This is a genomic window from Pseudomonas sp. X10 (assembly GCF_054889225.1).
Genome location: NZ_CM142677.1, coordinates 5,023,808 through 5,039,207, shown reverse-complemented (window position 1 = coordinate 5,039,207; position 15,400 = coordinate 5,023,808). Strand labels below are relative to the sequence as shown.

Annotated in this window: 16 protein-coding genes; 9 read left to right on the top strand and 7 right to left on the bottom strand. The window is 65.0% G+C overall.

Features of this window, described 5'->3' with window-relative positions:
- Window positions 1-13 precede the first annotated feature (13 nt).
- The 7 genes from ACYU03_RS22960 to ACYU03_RS22930 are packed head-to-tail and all read left to right on the top strand — an operon-like array spanning window position 14 to window position 6,470.
- Window positions 14-1,264, top strand: coding sequence for a type II and III secretion system protein family protein (locus ACYU03_RS22960; RefSeq protein WP_461886900.1), 1,251 nt, complete (start codon window positions 14-16; stop codon window positions 1,262-1,264).
- The gene (locus tag ACYU03_RS22955) at window positions 1,261-2,451 is read left to right on the top strand and encodes a pilus assembly protein (RefSeq protein ID WP_461886899.1); all 1,191 of its coding nucleotides are present in this window, start codon (window positions 1,261-1,263) and stop codon (window positions 2,449-2,451) included. Before ACYU03_RS22960 ends, ACYU03_RS22955 begins: the two co-directional genes overlap by 4 nt.
- Complete coding sequence (locus tag ACYU03_RS22950; protein WP_461886898.1) at window positions 2,448-3,716, top strand: CpaF family protein; 1,269 nt, start codon at window positions 2,448-2,450, stop codon at window positions 3,714-3,716. Before ACYU03_RS22955 ends, ACYU03_RS22950 begins: the two co-directional genes overlap by 4 nt.
- Window positions 3,713-4,594 carry a type II secretion system F family protein gene (locus tag ACYU03_RS22945; RefSeq protein ID WP_461886897.1) on the top strand — a complete coding sequence of 294 codons (882 nt, stop codon included), beginning with the start codon at window positions 3,713-3,715 and terminating at the stop codon, window positions 4,592-4,594. The genes ACYU03_RS22950 and ACYU03_RS22945 overlap by 4 nt, the downstream gene beginning before the upstream one ends.
- Before the next feature lie 2 nt (window positions 4,595-4,596).
- Entirely contained in the window at window positions 4,597-5,484 is an 888-nt protein-coding gene (locus ACYU03_RS22940) for a type II secretion system F family protein (RefSeq protein WP_461886896.1), read from the top strand.
- 13 nt (window positions 5,485-5,497) lie between these two features.
- Entirely contained in the window at window positions 5,498-6,196 is a 699-nt protein-coding gene (locus tag ACYU03_RS22935; RefSeq protein ID WP_461886895.1) for a hypothetical protein, read from the top strand.
- 13 nt (window positions 6,197-6,209) lie between these two features.
- Window positions 6,210-6,470: a DUF3613 domain-containing protein gene (locus tag ACYU03_RS22930; RefSeq protein ID WP_461886894.1), complete on the top strand. Its 261-nt coding sequence runs from the start codon at window positions 6,210-6,212 to the stop codon at window positions 6,468-6,470.
- A gap of 15 nt (window positions 6,471-6,485) precedes the next feature.
- Here ACYU03_RS22930 and ACYU03_RS22925 read toward each other — a convergent pair whose 3' ends face one another.
- Entirely contained in the window at window positions 6,486-7,268 is a 783-nt protein-coding gene (locus ACYU03_RS22925; RefSeq protein ID WP_461886893.1) for a response regulator transcription factor, read from the bottom strand.
- A gap of 120 nt (window positions 7,269-7,388) precedes the next feature.
- A complete protein-coding gene (locus ACYU03_RS22920) occupies window positions 7,389-7,859 on the bottom strand; it encodes an A24 family peptidase (protein WP_461886892.1) in 471 nt (156 codons plus the stop codon).
- Between the two features lie 75 nt (window positions 7,860-7,934).
- Here ACYU03_RS22920 and ACYU03_RS22915 point away from each other — a divergent pair, with 75 nt between their 5' ends.
- Both ACYU03_RS22915 and ACYU03_RS22910 read left to right on the top strand, forming a co-directional pair.
- Window positions 7,935-8,378, top strand: coding sequence for a TadE/TadG family type IV pilus assembly protein (locus ACYU03_RS22915; RefSeq protein WP_461886891.1), 444 nt, complete (start codon window positions 7,935-7,937; stop codon window positions 8,376-8,378).
- Window positions 8,375-11,032 carry an ATP-binding protein gene (locus ACYU03_RS22910; protein WP_461886890.1) on the top strand — a complete coding sequence of 886 codons (2,658 nt, stop codon included), beginning with the start codon at window positions 8,375-8,377 and terminating at the stop codon, window positions 11,030-11,032. The genes ACYU03_RS22915 and ACYU03_RS22910 overlap by 4 nt, the downstream gene beginning before the upstream one ends.
- On the opposite strand, the gene ACYU03_RS22905 is transcribed toward ACYU03_RS22910, so the two are convergent.
- The 5 genes from ACYU03_RS22905 to ACYU03_RS22885 all read right to left on the bottom strand — a co-directional run bounded on the left by ACYU03_RS22905 (window position 11,017) and on the right by ACYU03_RS22885 (window position 15,382).
- Window positions 11,017-12,945 carry a pilus assembly protein TadG-related protein gene (locus ACYU03_RS22905; RefSeq protein WP_461886889.1) on the bottom strand — a complete coding sequence of 643 codons (1,929 nt, stop codon included), beginning with the start codon at window positions 12,943-12,945 and terminating at the stop codon, window positions 11,017-11,019. The genes ACYU03_RS22910 and ACYU03_RS22905 overlap by 16 nt on opposite strands.
- 151 nt (window positions 12,946-13,096) lie before the next feature.
- On the bottom strand, window positions 13,097-13,657 hold the full coding sequence (locus ACYU03_RS22900; protein ID WP_461886888.1) for a DUF4136 domain-containing protein: 561 nt from the start codon (window positions 13,655-13,657) through the stop codon (window positions 13,097-13,099).
- A 19-nt stretch (window positions 13,658-13,676) separates the two neighbouring features.
- Window positions 13,677-14,309: a DUF4136 domain-containing protein gene (locus ACYU03_RS22895; protein WP_461886887.1), complete on the bottom strand. Its 633-nt coding sequence runs from the start codon at window positions 14,307-14,309 to the stop codon at window positions 13,677-13,679.
- Between the two features lie 21 nt (window positions 14,310-14,330).
- On the bottom strand, window positions 14,331-15,080 hold the full coding sequence (locus ACYU03_RS22890) for a methyltransferase (RefSeq protein WP_461886886.1): 750 nt from the start codon (window positions 15,078-15,080) through the stop codon (window positions 14,331-14,333).
- Window positions 15,077-15,382, bottom strand: a complete 306-nt coding sequence (locus ACYU03_RS22885; protein WP_461886885.1) for a MazG-like family protein — start codon at window positions 15,380-15,382, stop codon at window positions 15,077-15,079. The genes ACYU03_RS22890 and ACYU03_RS22885 overlap by 4 nt, the downstream gene beginning before the upstream one ends.
- Window positions 15,383-15,400: the final 18 nt, after the last annotated feature.

The following is a 15,400-nucleotide window of genomic DNA, read 5'->3' as shown; positions in this document are numbered from 1 at the left end:
CAAGGATGCTCTCATGTGCAGTCGTTCCGAGCGGATCATCAGACAGATAGGCGCTGGGCTCTGTGTGTGGGCCATGGCCCTGGCGCAAGCCGGGGCGGCAGAGAAGGGCTGCGCGGCGTTGGAGCAGTTGCCTTCGGTGATCGAGATGGATCAGGGGCTGCAGCAGGAGCTACGGCTGCCGGTACGCATCACCAAGGTGGCGATCGGCGAGCCGCAGGTCGCTGATGTCCATGCCAGTGGCGAGCGCGCGGTGCTGCTCACCGCTGTCGGGCCGGGCAGCACCAGCCTGACGCTGTGGACCGCCTGTGCCCCGGCGCCTCGCCACGCGATGCTGTTCGTCAAGGGCCGGGCCAGTGGCGATATGGCTGAAACGGCCTTGCCGCCCTCCCAGGTCCCCATGCTGCCGAGCCAGGTCCAGGCTGATATCCGCTTCGTCGAGGTGCGCCGCCACAAGTTGAAAGAGGCCGGGACGCGGCTGTTCTTCAAGGGGTCGAACAACAGCTTGATCGGATCGCCCGGCACGGTGCCCAACACCAGCGTCACACCTGGCGACGTGCCGATCGCTCGGCCGCTGATCCCCTTGAAGGACGAGGCCTTCAACATCGTATGGGGCGGTGGCAGCAGCCGTTTCCTCGCTGCGATCAACGCGCTGGAGAACAGCGGCTTCGCCTATACCCTGGCGCGTCCCAGTCTGACCGTGCTCAGCGGCCTGACCGCCAGTTTCCTGGCTGGCGGCGAGATCCCGATCCCGGTGCCGAGCAGTGGCAGCGACAACGTCTCGATCGAATACAAGGAATTTGGCGTGCGCCTGGCGCTGACACCCACGGTGGTCAGCCGCGACCGCATCATCTTGAAGGTGGCGCCGGAGGTCAGCGAGCTGGACTACAGCAAGGCCGTCAACATCGCCGGGACCCAGGTGCCCGGCCTCAGCGTGCGCCGGACCGACACCAGCATTTCCCTGGCCGACGGCGAGAGTTTCATCATCAGTGGCCTGATCAGCAACAACACGCGCTCGGCGGTGGACAAGTTCCCCGGCCTGGGCGACATCCCGATCCTGGGCGCCTTTTTCAGACAGTCGACCCTGGCTCGTGAAGAAACCGAACTGCTGATGATCGTCACCCCACACCTGGTCCAGCCCCTGGCGGCCAACGCCCGCCTGCCCGAGCTGCCGGGTGAGGGGCTGCGCAACTACGACCCCAGCTGGGGCCGCCTGTTTTTCCTGGAAAACGGCCATTTCGATGGCCGTAGCGGGTTGTCACAATGAGCGAGATCCTGAACCAGACCTTCCTGGCCATCACCCGTAACGACGAAGATCTGCAGTGGCTGCAAGGTGCCCTGACGCCGCAAGGCCAGGTGGTCGGCGCCAGTAGTGGCAGCCTCGACGAGTTGCTGGCGCTGGTCGACGTCACCTTCAGCAATCTGGTGTTCATCGGCCTGGACCGCGATCACCTGGTCAATCAGTGCGCGCTGATCGAAGGCGTGCTGGAAGCCAAGCCAATGCTGGCGGTCGTGGCCCTGGGCGATGGCATGGACAACCAGTTGGTGCTCAATGCCATGCGCGCCGGCGCCCGGGATTTCGTCGCCTATGGCTCGCGTGCCAGTGAAGTGGCGGGGCTGGTGCGGCGCTTGAGCAAGCGCCTGCCTGCGGTGACCAGCAATCCCAGCCTTGGCGGCCTGACCGTGCTCTGCGGCACCCAGAGTGGCGGTGACGGTGCGTTGCTGACGACTCACCTGGCGCGGGTGGTGCAGGAGAGCGGCCAGCAGACATTGCTGCTCGACCTCGGCCTGCCACGGGGCGACAGTCTGGCCCTGCTCGGGCTGGAGGCTTCGTTCTTCTTCGGCGACGCCCTGCGCCACCTGCGCCGGCTGGACACCACTTTGATCGATAGTGCCTTTACCCGCGACAAGTGCGGCTTGCGCCTGCTGGTCTATGCCGAGGGCGACGAGCCCTTGCAGCGCACCAGTGCCGCCGAGCTGTACCGGTTGCTCAACGCCTTGCGCCAGCACTTCCAGCACATCGTCGTGAACCTGACCGGGCACACCGACAGCGAAGCCTTGCGCACCATCGTCAGCCACTGCGAAAAACTGATCTGCTACACCGACCAGAACGTCCTCGATTGTCGGCGTAACCTGGAGATGCTCGCCCAGTGGCGCGACAAGGGCATGAAGCTGGACCACGGGAGCCTGCTGGTCGACCGCTACCTGCGCAATGTCGCGCCGGATGCCGACGCCCTGGCCAGACGCTATGGCCTGCCGTTGCTCAAAGTCATGCCCTACAACCCCGAGCTACGCTTGAGCGCCAAGAATCAGGGGTTGTCGCTGTTCGAGCTGGCCCCGCGTGAAGGCTTGACCCAGGCGCTGCGAAACCTCGGCGAACGCCTGGCGCGCCGCTCGGAGAGCCTCACGCCGGTACCCATCGCCTGGTTCCGACGCCTGTGGGGTAGACCATGAACGGCGACGAACCCTTCGGCGGCCCGCGCCATGTCGCGGGCACCGATGCCCAAGGCCTCAAGCGCGCCTTGCACCGCTTCATCATCGATGCCATCGAGGACAGCGGGCGTAACCTCCTGGACGGTGCCCGCCCGGCCCTGGCCCAGTTCGTCGTCGAACAGGTGGGCGATTATGTGGCGCGCCTGCACTTGGCCTTGTCGCGCTATGAGATGGAGCGACTGGCCGAGGAGGTTGTCGATGAGCTGACCGGGTTCGGCCCGCTGGAGGTGCTGCTGCGTGATGCCAGCGTGACTGAAATCCTAGTCAACGGCCCTTACCGGGTGTTCATCGAACGGGCCGGGATTCTGCAACAAACCGATCTGCGTTTCATCGATGCCCATCATGTGGAGCGGGTCATGCAACGCATCCTGGCGCCGCTCGGGCGGCGTCTGGATGAGTCGTCGCCGATGGTCGACGCGCGCATGCCCGATGGCAGCCGGGTCAACGCGATCATTGCGCCGGTGGCACTGGACGGGCCTTGCCTGTCGATCCGCAAGTTTCGCCAGGACATGCTCAAGAGTGCTGACCTGCTGGCCACCCGGGCAATCGACCAGGCCATCTTTGACTTCTTCGAACTGGCCGTCAGGCGGCGCTGCAACATCCTGGTCAGCGGCGGGACGGGCACCGGCAAGACCACCTTGCTGAACATTCTCAGCCAGATGATCGACCCTCATGAGCGCCTGGTGAGTATCGAGGACGTCGCTGAACTGCAGCTGCACCATCCCCATGTGGTGCGCCTGGAGACGCGCCCACCGAATGCCGAAGGCCATGGCGAGATCAAGGCTGGCGATTTGATCCGCAATGCCCTGCGCATGCGCCCGGACCGCATCCTGCTTGGCGAGATCCGTGGTCCGGAAGTGCTCGATGTGCTCACCGCGATGAACACCGGGCACGATGGCTCGATGAGCACGGTACACGCCAACACCGCGCAGGACGCCTTGTTGCGCCTGGAAACCCTGGTCGGCCTGAGCGGCCGGCAGATCGCTGAGAAAACCCTGCGTCAGATGGTCTGCGCGGCGCTGGACGTGGTGATCCAGTTGACGCGACTGGCCGATGGCAGGCGCTGTGTCAGCGAGGTCCTGGAAGTGGTCGGCGTGCGCGACGACGTGTATGTCACCAACACCTTGTTCCGCCTCGACCGCCGTGGCGACGCAAGCTTCCTGCGCGAGGCACCTAACCCAGCCGGCGACAAACTGCGCCACGAGCGCCTGGAGGCCGCGACATGATCGGGCAGGTGCTTTTGGTGCTGTCCCTGCTGCTCTTGGGCACTGCGCTGGTGCTGTTCCGGCTCGGCCTGCACAAGCGGGGCGAGGAACGTATCTTGCGCCGCCTGGGACAGGCCTACCAGGCTGTGCGTATAGGTGCCTCTCGGCGCGATTGGCTCGATCCCTTGCTGCAGCGCGCAGGCCTGGCCCGCCAAGACCTGCATTTGCAGGCATGGCTGCTGGGGTGGCTGCTATTGGTGGCATGTACGGTCGTGCTGGCGGGAGGGATGGCGGCACTGCTGGTGTTGGTGGGGGCGCCATTGCTATGGCGCTTGTACCTGAGCTGGCGTTATCGGCGGCGCCTGCGGCAGATCATCGAGCAGTTGCCGGGCCTGCTCGACTACAGCGTGCGCGCCCTCAAGGCTGGACGCACCCTCAGCGACGCGGTACTCGGTGGCGTGGACAGCGCCCGCGAGCCGTTGCAGGGCGCCCTGCAGCGGGTGCGGCGCAATGTCCAACTGGGTGTGCCGCTGGAGGATGCGGTGAGCGAAATGGCCGAGCTCTACGATCAGGACGAGTTGCGCCTGTTTGCCCTCGGCTTGCGTATCAACCAGCGTTATGGCGGCAACGCCAGCGAACTGCTGGAGAACCTTATCAAGCTGATCCGCGAGCGTGAGCAAGGGGCGCGGCAGTTGCGCGCGATGACCGGTGAGACGCGGGTCACCGCGTGGATCCTTGGGGCCTTGCCGCTAGCAATGGTCGGTTACTTCCTGCTCAGTAACCCCGGTTACCTGTTGTCCATGTGGCAAGACGCCCATGGCCAGTTGATGCTGATCTTTGCCTTCGCCTTGCAGGCCCTGGGCTGCCTGGTGCTGTGGCGCATGATGCGGAGTCTTTGACCATGGCCTTGTTGCTCAGTGCGCTGTTGCTGTTCGCGGGCTCCGTTCTGCTGATGCTGCAGTTTGCCCGTCAGCGCCGGGCTCAACGCTTGGTCGCCCGGCGCTTGCAGGGCCAACTGGCCGGTGACGAGCGCCTGAGCCATTGCTTGCAGTGGCTCGGTAGCAGCCGGCTGGGCCAACGTATGCTCAGCCTCGACAGCGAAAGCCAGGCGCTGCTTGACCGGGTCGGCTGGCGCCGCAGCCGCCAGCGCTCCTTGTACGCTGCGGTGCAACTGGGTTTGCCGCTGCTGGCCATGGGGGCAGCACTGCTGCTGCAACAAGGGCTGCAGCCAAGCGGGCCGGGACACTGGGCGGTCTTGCCATTGTGCGCCTTCGGTGCAGGTTACCTGTTGCCCAAGCGTTTGCTCGCGGTGGCGGCGGCGCGGCGCCAGCAGCGCATCGCCCAGGAGGTCAGTCTGTTGATTCCATTGTTGCGCATCCTGTTCGAGACCGGTCTGGCGGTGGAGCAGACGTTGCGGGTGCTGAGTGAGGAGGGGCGGGCGCTGTTGCCGCAGATCAGTGAAGAGCTGCGTTTGACGCTGCAACGGGTCGATTCCGGTCTGGCCCTCGGCCCGGAGCTGGAGAAAACGGCGCGCCTGCTGGCGGTGGACGAGTTCAGCGACACCTGTGTGATCCTCGAACAATTGCTGGTTCAGGGCACAGGGGCGATGAAGTCCCTGCAGGCGCTCAAGCAACTGCTCGATGACCGTCGCCTGACGCGCCAGCAGGAAAGGGTGTCGAAGGTCTCGGCGAAGATGTCGGCGGTGATGATGGTGTTCCTGTTTCCGGCCTTGCTCATCGTCCTGGCCGGACCGGGGTTTTCCGCCTTGGCGCGGGCATTGGGGTCTTGAGGGAGGGGAGCGGATGAGGACGTGCTTGTTGATCGCCAGCCTGGTATTGCTGGCAGGCTGTGCCGGCAATACGCCGGCGCCCCTGGCGCAGTTGCTGGGCGGGGAGCGTTGCGGCAAGCCAGACGCTGACCAGCAGTTGGCCCTGGGCATGGCCGACCAGATGTTCAATGAGGGGCGGCCCCATGCCAGCCTTGCCCATCTGGAGCAACTGCCGGCCGACCTGGCCCAGGTCCGGCTGCGCAAGGCCAAGGTCCTGCGTTTGCTCGGTCGCAGCGAGGCCGAGCCGTTGTACCGCAGCCTGCTCGGGGGCTGCCTGGCGGCCGAAGGCGAGCATGGCCTGGGGCAACTGGCGTCGGCGCGCGGCGACGATCGCCAGGCGCAGCATCATCTGCTGCGCGCGGTACGCCTGACACCCACTGACGAGAAGGTGCGCAACGACCTGGGTGTGGTCTACATGAACCTGGGCAACCTGGAGCAGGCTCGTTTCGAGTTCCTCACCGCCATCGAGCTGAAGGACGAAAACTCGCTGCCAGCGGTGAACCTGGTGACACTGCTGTTGATCCAGGACAACTGGCAGCAGGCCGCCGACTTGGTGGCCCGGCTACGGCTCAAGCCCGAGCAGTTCGCCGAGGCGCAGGCCCGTGCGCGACAACGGGCGGCGGCCAGTCGGGAGCGCGTGGGAAGCGACCAGGCCACGGTGGCGCTCAACTGAGCAGGAGATTGCCATGCCCAAGTATTTGTTGTTGCTGACCCTGGCCGGCGTGCCGCTGCTGGCCCTGGCCGAGGAGGCACAGCGCGTGCCCAGGCCGGAAACGGCGACCGAAGCCCTGTTGCGCATGCAGTCCAGCAACCAGCAGGCCTCGAAGACGCCCCAGGCGCAGACGCCCAAGGAGCGCGACCAGTCCATGCAACGCTGGCTGGATGCCTACAAGCATGAGATTCCGGAGTTCTACCACTGGTCCAAGGTCAACTCTTCGAACAACTGAGCCCGGCCACTGCGCTCAGTGGGCGGTGAAGCGCTGGTGCAGCGGTGAATTGCGTGGCGACAGAGCCAGCGCCAGTTGCGTGCGATTGTGCATGTGGGTCAGGCGCAGGATCTGCGACACATAGAGCTTGACGGTGTTCTCGGTGATACCCAGCTCACAGGCGATCTGGTAGTTGGTCTTGCCTTGGCTGACCCGCTGGGCGACTTCCAACTGGCGCGGCGACAGTTTCTCGAAGAGCGCGGGCAACGGCTCGCTGGTGGTGTCGCTTTCGACATCGCCGGCACGCCGGTGGACGCCCTGGCCACGAGCTTTTTCCAGGTCCTGGGAGAGGCATTCGATGGCCTCGGCCAGGTGCTGCAACCGCTGGTTCAGGCTGCCCAGCTCCTGGGCATTCCGGCGCCGCTCGAGCAACGCTGCTTCCTGGCGTTGCACGCCGGCAAGCAGTTCGGCCAGGTCCAGCGGCTTCTGGTAGTAGTCGGCGAAACCTTCGCGCAGGGCGCGGACCACATCCTGTTTTTCGGCATGGCCGGTGAGCATGATGGCTTCGAACAGGCGCTGTTGGCCGGCGATTACCTTGAGTGAGCGTATCAGCTCGATACCATCGCAGCCGGGCATGTGCAGGTCGCAGAGCACCAGGTCGATGGTCGGGTCGGCGCCATAGCGTTCGATGGCGTCGGTAGCGGTATGGGCTGGTACGCAAGGGTAGCCGCTGCTTTCGAGAAACTCGCAGAGCTCCCCGACGATTACGGGCTCGTCATCGACCACCAGTATCTTCACCTCACGGATGACCTGGCTCATTTGCACCTCCTTGTGTTTCTGGCGGCCCTGCTCCCAGGTCCGAATGGGCTGATGGCTGGAAAAGAGTAGCACCGTGCAACCGTGGAGCACGCCTGCACATCCGTTGCGCTGCGGGGGTGCTCAACTGATCCATATGGCTGTCAGCATGAAACCCACCAGGACATAGGGGGCGAAGGGTTGTTTGTTGGTAGTCTCTTCGGCCAGCTTCTCCAGGCGCTTCCTGACCTTCAGGTTGAGCAGCGACCAGAGCCAGCGCTTGCTCAGTAGCCAGGCCAGCACGGCGATGCCGGAGCCGATGAAGGTGCCCAGCACGTAGCGATGGTCGGTGGCCAGGGCCAGGGCACCGAGCAACTTCACGTCTGCGGCGCCGAAGCGACCGAGCATGTAGCCGGGAAGGGTGAGGAGCATGACGATGGCCAGGGCCCAGCCTGCATCGCTGGCTTCGGCGCCAATCCAGCTGTGCCCGGTGGCGAATAGCCAGGCCAGGGCACATGCCGCGGCCCCCAGCGTGAGGGTATTGGCAATCTGACGTTCACGTAGATCTTGTTGGGTGCACAAGGCAAGCCACAGCAGGAGAACAATGCTTTGCATTGGCAAATTGCCATCCCTGTTTGTTGAATGATTCTATGCTGTCAGTCAGGTGTCATAGTCAGGGTAGACGCGATCATGAAAGCAAGCCTGGCAGGACGGCAAAAAGGTGCGGCGGCCATCGAGTTCGTGGCGGTTTTCATGATCTTCTTCGCCGTGTTCTATGGGGTGGTCAGCTATGCCTTGCCCATGCTCATGCTGCAGTCGTTCAACCAGGCCAGCAGCGAGGCGGTGCGCCGTTGCGTGGCCTTGGACCCGGGCAGCGCAACGTACGAGGGCGATGTGCAGGCCTTGGCGGTCCAGGTACTCGACCAGCAGTTGGCCTGGATGCCCGGCGCACTGGGTTTCCAGGCCGCCAGCGATGCCCGCGTTACCCTTGAGGCGGGCAACCTGTTGAGGGTGCGCATCGACTATCCCAAGTCACGCCTGACCAACGTCCTGCCGGTGCTGGTCCTGCCGCTGATCGGCGAGGTGCCGCGCTTGCCCGAGTTCCTGCGGGCCGAAGCGAGCCTGCAGCTATGAGTGGGCTGTTCGACCGTTGGTGGGGCGCGGCGGCGCCTGAGCATGAGCCCCAGGCCCCGCTAGCGCTTGGCTTGCAAGTGTGGCTCGACGACCAGGCCCGGGTGCTGCGCCTGTCAGGGCCTTTGCGCACCTTGCTGGCCTTGCCTGGGCCGGGTAACGGGCGGGTGCATGACTACTTGGAACCACGCAGTTGGATGGTGCTCGAAGGCGAGCCCGGCGACTGGCAGGGGCAACCGCTGGACCTGGATTTCCGGACTGTCATGGGGCACGCCCTGCATACCCGGGGCTGGCTGCTGCGCCATGGCAGTGCTTGGCTGTTGCAACTGTTCGATATCGGTGACCTGCTGCGCGAACAGGACCAGGGCATGGAAAGCGAGTGCCAACAGCGCTTGGCTGCACAATGGGCCCAAGCGCTGCGTGATTGTGGTGAAGAGCGCTTGCCGCAGGTGATGGCCGAGCAGTTGCAATTCCTGGCCGAGCGCTGGCGCGCGCAGTCTGTGGGGTTGTGGCTGCTGGAGCCCCAAGGCTGGCGCAGCTATGCCAGCAGCGAGGCGCAATGGCCCTGGCCGGCTGACGAGCGCTTGCAGCCCTGGCTAGCGAGGCTGGCGCCGGAGGGCCCGATCGACGCCGCCAGCGAACCGGACTTGCTGGCCCTGTGCGGTGGCGTGTCGCTGTACCTGCTGCCCTATAGCCAAGGGCAACGGCCCCAGGCCTGGCTGTTGTGTGCCGGAGCAGAAGCGCTACCGCGTGCAAGCGCGGCCATGGGGTTGCTGCAGGCCCTGGTCGAGCCTCTGCTGAGCCGCCATCGCTATGCACAGTTGGCGCAACAGAACCGGCACCTGGATGAGCTGCAGCAACAGCTGGGCGCCGGCTGGTGGGAGTGGCCCTTGCACGGCCCCCTGCTCCTGGACCCGGCCTTGGCCGCGACCTTGAACCTGCCGCGCACACCCAGCCCGGAGCACTGGTTGGCGCGGCTGCACCCGGCCGACCGCGAACGGGCGCAGATAGCCCTGGAGCAGGCCCGCGAAGGACGAGAGTTGAGCCTGTGCCTGCGCCTGATCGATACCGATCCCCTGGCACCACCGCGCTGGCTCCAGTGGGTGGGGCAACTGCAAGGGCGCCAGGTGCGTGGCTTCATGCTCGACATCAGCGCGCTCAAGGCCCAGGAACAGCAGGCCGGTGCCGCCCGCGCGCGACTGGAGAACCTGATCGCCAGTTCGCCGGCGGTGATCTACATCCAGCGCTATGCCGAGGGGGCGTTGCACAGCGAGTTCTTCAGCGCCAGTCTGGGTCCCATGCTCGGTTGGGAGGCGGACAGCGAGCTGGCGCGGCATCCGGGGCTGGCGGTGCATCCCGATGACCGTGCGCTGTGGTTGGAGCGTACCCGTGGCTTGCTGCGCGATGGGCAGGTGCGCAGCCGTTACCGCCTGCGTGATCATCTGGGGGGCTTCCACTGGGTGCTCGACGAAGCCCGGTTGTTGCGCAATGACCTGGGTCAGCCCGTGGAAGTGGTCGGGCTCTGGCTGGATGTCAGCGAAGCCACCGAGGCCGGCGAACGCATGCGCCAGAGCGAGGAGCGCTACCGGGTGCTGGTCGAGGATTCGCCAGCGATGATCTGCCGCTACCGCCCTGACTTGAGTCTGGTGTTCGGCAACCGCCCGCTGGCGGATTACCTGGAGTGCACGCCGGAGCAACTGGTGGGCGTCAACCTGGGCCAGTGGATGGCCGACGGCCAGCGCGAGAGCTTCATCGAGCGGCTGAACGAGTTGACGCCAGAACAGCCCATGAGCAGCGCCGAGGTCTGCCTGCAGTTGCCCGGGCGCGAGCACGCTTGGTGGGTGTGGTCCGACCGTGGGTTGTTCGATGAGCAAGGACGGCTGCTGGAGGTCCAGGCGGTGGGCCGCGATAACACCCAGGTACGGCGCAGCCAGCAGCAATTGCTGCAGAGCGCCAAGATGGCCACCCTCGGCGAGTTGGCCACGGGATTGGCCCATGAGATCAACCAGCCGCTCAATGTGATGCGCATGGCCGTGGTCAATACGCTCAAGCGCCTGGAGAACGGCACGGCGGAGCCCGCATACCTGGAAGAAAAGCTCAAGCGCATCGATGCTCAGGTCCAGCGCGCTTCGCGGGTGGTCGAGCACATGCGTGTGTTCGGTCGGCGCTCGGAGGTCGAGCGCCAGAGCTTCGGTGCCTGGCAGGCCGTCGAGGGCGCGCTGTCGCTGGTGAGCGAAGGCCTGCAGGGTAAAGGTGTGGCGTTACGGGTCGAGGCGCCAGAGGACAGGCCACAGGTGCATGGTCATCAGGACCAGCTGGAACAGGTGCTGATCAACCTGATGGTCAACGCCCGCGACGCCTTGCTCGAACGGCGCCAGGCCGACCCGGCGCTCAAGCCCTGGATCAGCCTGTGCCAGGAGGTGCGCGCGGGGCAGTTGCGCCTGTTGGTGGAGGACAACGGCGGCGGCATCGAGCCGCGCCTGCTGGGGCGTATCTTCGAGCCCTTCTTCACCACCAAGCCGGCTGGCGTCGGCACCGGCCTGGGACTGTCGCTGAGCTATGGCATCATCGAAGCCATGGGCGGCTGCTTGAGCGTTGACAATGCGGCGCAGGGCGCGCGGTTCTGCATTCAGTTGCCGCTTCACTGCACCAGTTGAGCACGGCCGCCGGAGCAGGTCAGGTTGGCGCCGACTTCGGTATTGATCAAGTCGATGCCCAGGGTCTTGAGCAGGTCGTTGAGCAGTGGGTCTAGGAGCGGGCTCAGGACATGCCGGATCACAGGTTCGAGGATGTTCCTGACCCCGTCGAGCAGCCCGGCCGTCAACACCAGCAGATCACCCAGACCACCGCCGCTGGCGGGTTTGTAGGCTTCCAGATGAAGCCCGGCGACGGTGCTGTTGAGGCTGGCAACGATGTTGCTGGCAGGCGTATTGAGGTAGCTCGGTGACAGGTCGACGTTCGGCGGTGCCGAGTCGCCGGCGAACAGCAGTTGGGTGGTGCCGCTGGCCAGCACGGGGGCATTGACCTTCAAACCGATACCTCCCCCGGCGAACGGTGTGCGGGTGCCACAGGCGGGCGGCAGGATCAGCAGGCGGCTGCAGTAGTTGGTGCCGATGTCGATCAAGGGCAATGGCTTGACGGCGGCCACCCCCTGACTGAAGAAGGTTTCGGGGTTGTCGAACTTGCCAATGGCCAGCTCCACAGCGGCTGTCTCGGTGGCGGCGGTCAGGGTCTTTTCCGGGGTGCAACTGAAGGCGCTTATCCGGCTTCTGGCCTTGGCTACCTGCACGCCGATATCCAGGCTTACCTGCCCGGGCAGGATGATGATATCGCTGACCTTGCAGGGAATGCCGAGGGCGCAGGTCAGGGACTGCACCGTACCGAGCAGGTTGAGGTGGAGCAGGTTATTGAGCACGTTGGTCAGCGGTGCCGCCAGGTCGAGTACTGCGTTGAGCAGGCCGGCAATCCCTGTCAGTAGCGGCAGGTCCAGGGAGACCAGGGCCCGGACCTGGGCGGTGTGGACCTCGATCGTGTCTTTGCCCGGGTCCCCCACGGCGGAAATCTGCTGCGGTTCGATGATCTTCAGGCGGACCCGGCCATTGATGAGGCCAAGTGCGGCAATCGGCAACTCCACGTCTGCCGCATGCTCCTTGGTGGCGAGCTGGATGACGGCTTGCAGCAATTGCAGCAATTGCAAGTTCGCGTCCAGGCCCGCTCGGGTCGTGCCCGTCTGTATATCGAGAATATCTCCCAGGGTAAGCGGAAGCTGAGAAAGGCCAACTGACGCATCGGCGATCTTTCCGACATTTGCCACGACCTCCACAGCCGCTCCGCCGCGCTCCAGCACTTTGGCGGCAGCATGCAACAGTTCGGTCAGGGTGGTTTGGGTCTGTAACAGCTGTTGGTAACCGCCGATATCCGCGCCGACTTCTATGGCCAGTTGATCAAGGTACTGGAGCAGGTTGATCTGCGTAGTCGCAATGCCCTCCCAGCCGACAAGGCCGAGTTCGACACCGATTCCCAGTGCATCGAGCAGCGCATCGAGCAGCTTTGCGTTGACGGTTGTACTGCCTATGCGCAGTACCGCTTGTGGCGATAGGGCCGCCGCAGCCACGGCGCTGGCGCGCAAGGTCGTGGTGCGTGACAGCTCGCCGCGCTCGGCCAGGGCGAAGACGCCGGCGGCCACACTGGTCGTGACATCGTGGCTGACCTGGACCTGGATCGCCTCATGACGTGTGTTGTCGGAGGTGAAGATACGGGTGCTGTTGGTGCCGCTTTGCAGGTAACCGCAGCGGGTGGCCAGGGTTCGCCCAGCGTCGGGCGCAAAGCCGTTGCGCGTGGCGCTGGTGCGCGCCAGGGCGTCGGCCTGAGGGCCATTGCCGCCACACCCGCCCGATTGCCCGGCTGCCTCCAGCGCCGCCATATCGGCCACCCGCTGCAGTTTGCGTTGCTCCAGGTAGAGCCGGCCACTGTCGACCACCAGCAGCAGGAACAGCAGGGCCAAGCCTAGGGTCAGCGCGGCCGTCAGACCGATCGCGCCACGTTGGCGGGCAGCAGAACGAGGAACCACGAGCACTCCTTTGCCGGCCTTTGGCCACGCAGCGCACCGGTAGTGCAAGGAGTGTAGTCAAAATGATGGCTAGTGGCCTTCATGATTGATCCGCTTACTCGAATCGATCAGGCAGGCCAGCGGTTGTCTTGATCGACAACTGGCCAGGAGGTCAGTGTGGTGGGTATTGGGACATGACCTGGGCGACGGTCTTCTGGATAGCGGTGTTGCGTTCCTGCGGGCTGGGTGGGTAGTTGTTCATGATCTGTTCGGCACTGCCGCGCCAGACCAGCTTGCCATCCCGGCCATCGAACAGGTCGACCTGGATGGTCGCCACTTTGTAGTCGACGCTGCGGGTTTCGTTGTACATCGGCCCGCCCCAGTAGCCTCCCCAGTAACCGCCCCAGGCACCGCCGTAGTTGGTGGTGATCTGCTGCTGGCGTTGCTCGACGATCAGGTAGGTACGGACATTCACGTCGGCATGGGCATTGCCCTGCACCGGGCGCAGGCCGCGCTGGTCGAGTTGGTCGGACACGGCCTGGCGGATGCGCTGCTCGGTCAGGTCGCTCTTGATCCGTGGGTCGTCCGGCCGGTATTGCAGCGCCGGCTCCTGCCAGGCCCAACTGCGGTAGCCGGCGAAATCGCGGCTGGCATCGAAGTCCTGGGTGACGTTGTTGCTCTGGCAGGCGGCGAGCAGCAGCGCGAATGAAAGCAGAACGAGACGGCGCAACATGATGGTTCTCCGTTAGTCATCAGCTGGGAGGATAGCCGCTGAGGGCCTTCTGCACGGACTCGCGCAGGGCGCTTTCACGCTCGCGGGGCGAATCCTTGCTGCTGCCGCTTTCGGCGCTGGCGCTCCATACCGGTTGGCCATTGCGCGCGTCGAACAGGTCGATGCGCACCACCATGACCTCGACCTGATAGGTGCGCACGATCGGCACGCTGCCATAGGCACCGTAGCCATGGCGGTAGCGGCCATAGCCGAGGCTGCCGTAAGGGTAGGGGCCGTAGTAAGGGTCGTAGTCGTAATCGCGCACCTGTCGCAGGCGCCGCTCCAGCCTCACGTCGGCGCTGACCAACAGGTCGCCCGTGCCGCCTTTGGCTGGGCGCAGGCCTTGCTGGTCCAGGGCGCTACTGACCGCTTCGGCCAGTTGGGATGGGTCGGCACTGGCGGTACCGCGGGGCAGTTGGCCATTGCGCCAGCTCCAGCTGCGGTAGCGTCCATAATCTCGCGGCGCTGCAGGGTAGGCGCTGGCATCGAAGGTGTCGGCTGCCTGCGCAGGCGCTGGCGGCAGCGGCCGGGAACTGGCGACATAGGGATTGCTGCCCTGGCAACCGGCAAGGGCCAGGACGAACAGCGCCAGGGATAGCATTCGGTACGGCATGTGTTCCTCCCGGCAGGTGAGTCAACGCGGTCGGCAGATCCAGTGCAGGTAACGGCCAAGACCAGCAAAGCTGGGGTGGCGGCGGTGGGCCAGCTCCATTTCCAGCAGGTCGAGCAACTCGGCCTTGGCTTGGAACTCCTTAGGCATGTAGTCGTGGAAAACCCGCACGCCACTTTCACTTTCGACCAGCCACATGGGATCAAGTTGCGCCTTGAGTTCACGGGGATCAAGCGGTTTTTGCGGTGTCAGGCTTTGTCGCTCGCCCGCCAGATTGTTGCTGCGCAGTTTGCGGAAGTGGCCTTTGAGCAGGTTGCGGTAGACCAGTGCGTCGCGGTTGTAGAAGGCCAGCGACAGCCGGCCACCGGGACGGGTCAACTGGTGCAGCACCGGCAGGATGCTCTCCGGTTCTGCCAGCCACTCCAGCACTGCGTGGCACAGGACCAGATCGTAGGGTTCGGTGAGCTGGCCGAGCAACTCCTGCCAGGGGGCCTGGATGAAGGTCGCTTGTTGTCCGGCCTCGGCGAAGCGTGCCCGGGCACCCTCGAGCATGGGCGCGGCAGGCTCGGCCAGGGTCAACTGGTGGCCGCGTTCAGCCAGCCACAGTGACATGTGACCCAGGCCCGCACCGATGTCGAGGATGCGCAATGGCGTATCCGGCAGGGACTCGGCCAGGTCGGCCTGGAGCACGGCGAGGCGGATGGCGCCCTTGGCGCCGCCGTAGATCTTCTCGGCGAAGCGGCTGGCCAGCTCATCGAAGTGACGGTCGCTCATCGGGCAAAGCGCCTTTCGCTGTCGGCCAGTTTGGCCCGCACCACTTCCTCCATGTCCAGGCCTAGCTCGCTGCACAGCAATAGCAGGTACAGCACCACGTCGCCGACTTCCTGGCCGGCATGGGCCAGTTGCTCGGGAGGCAGTTGGCGCGATTGGTCTTCGCTGAGCCACTGGAAGATCTCCACCAACTCGGCCATTTCCACACTGGCGGCCATGGCCAGGTTTTTCGGGCTGTGGAAGCCGCGCCAGTCGTTGTTGTCGCGGATACGGTGCAGGCGTTCGGTCAGTTCTTGCAGGTTCATCGGTACCCTCCTCAAGCG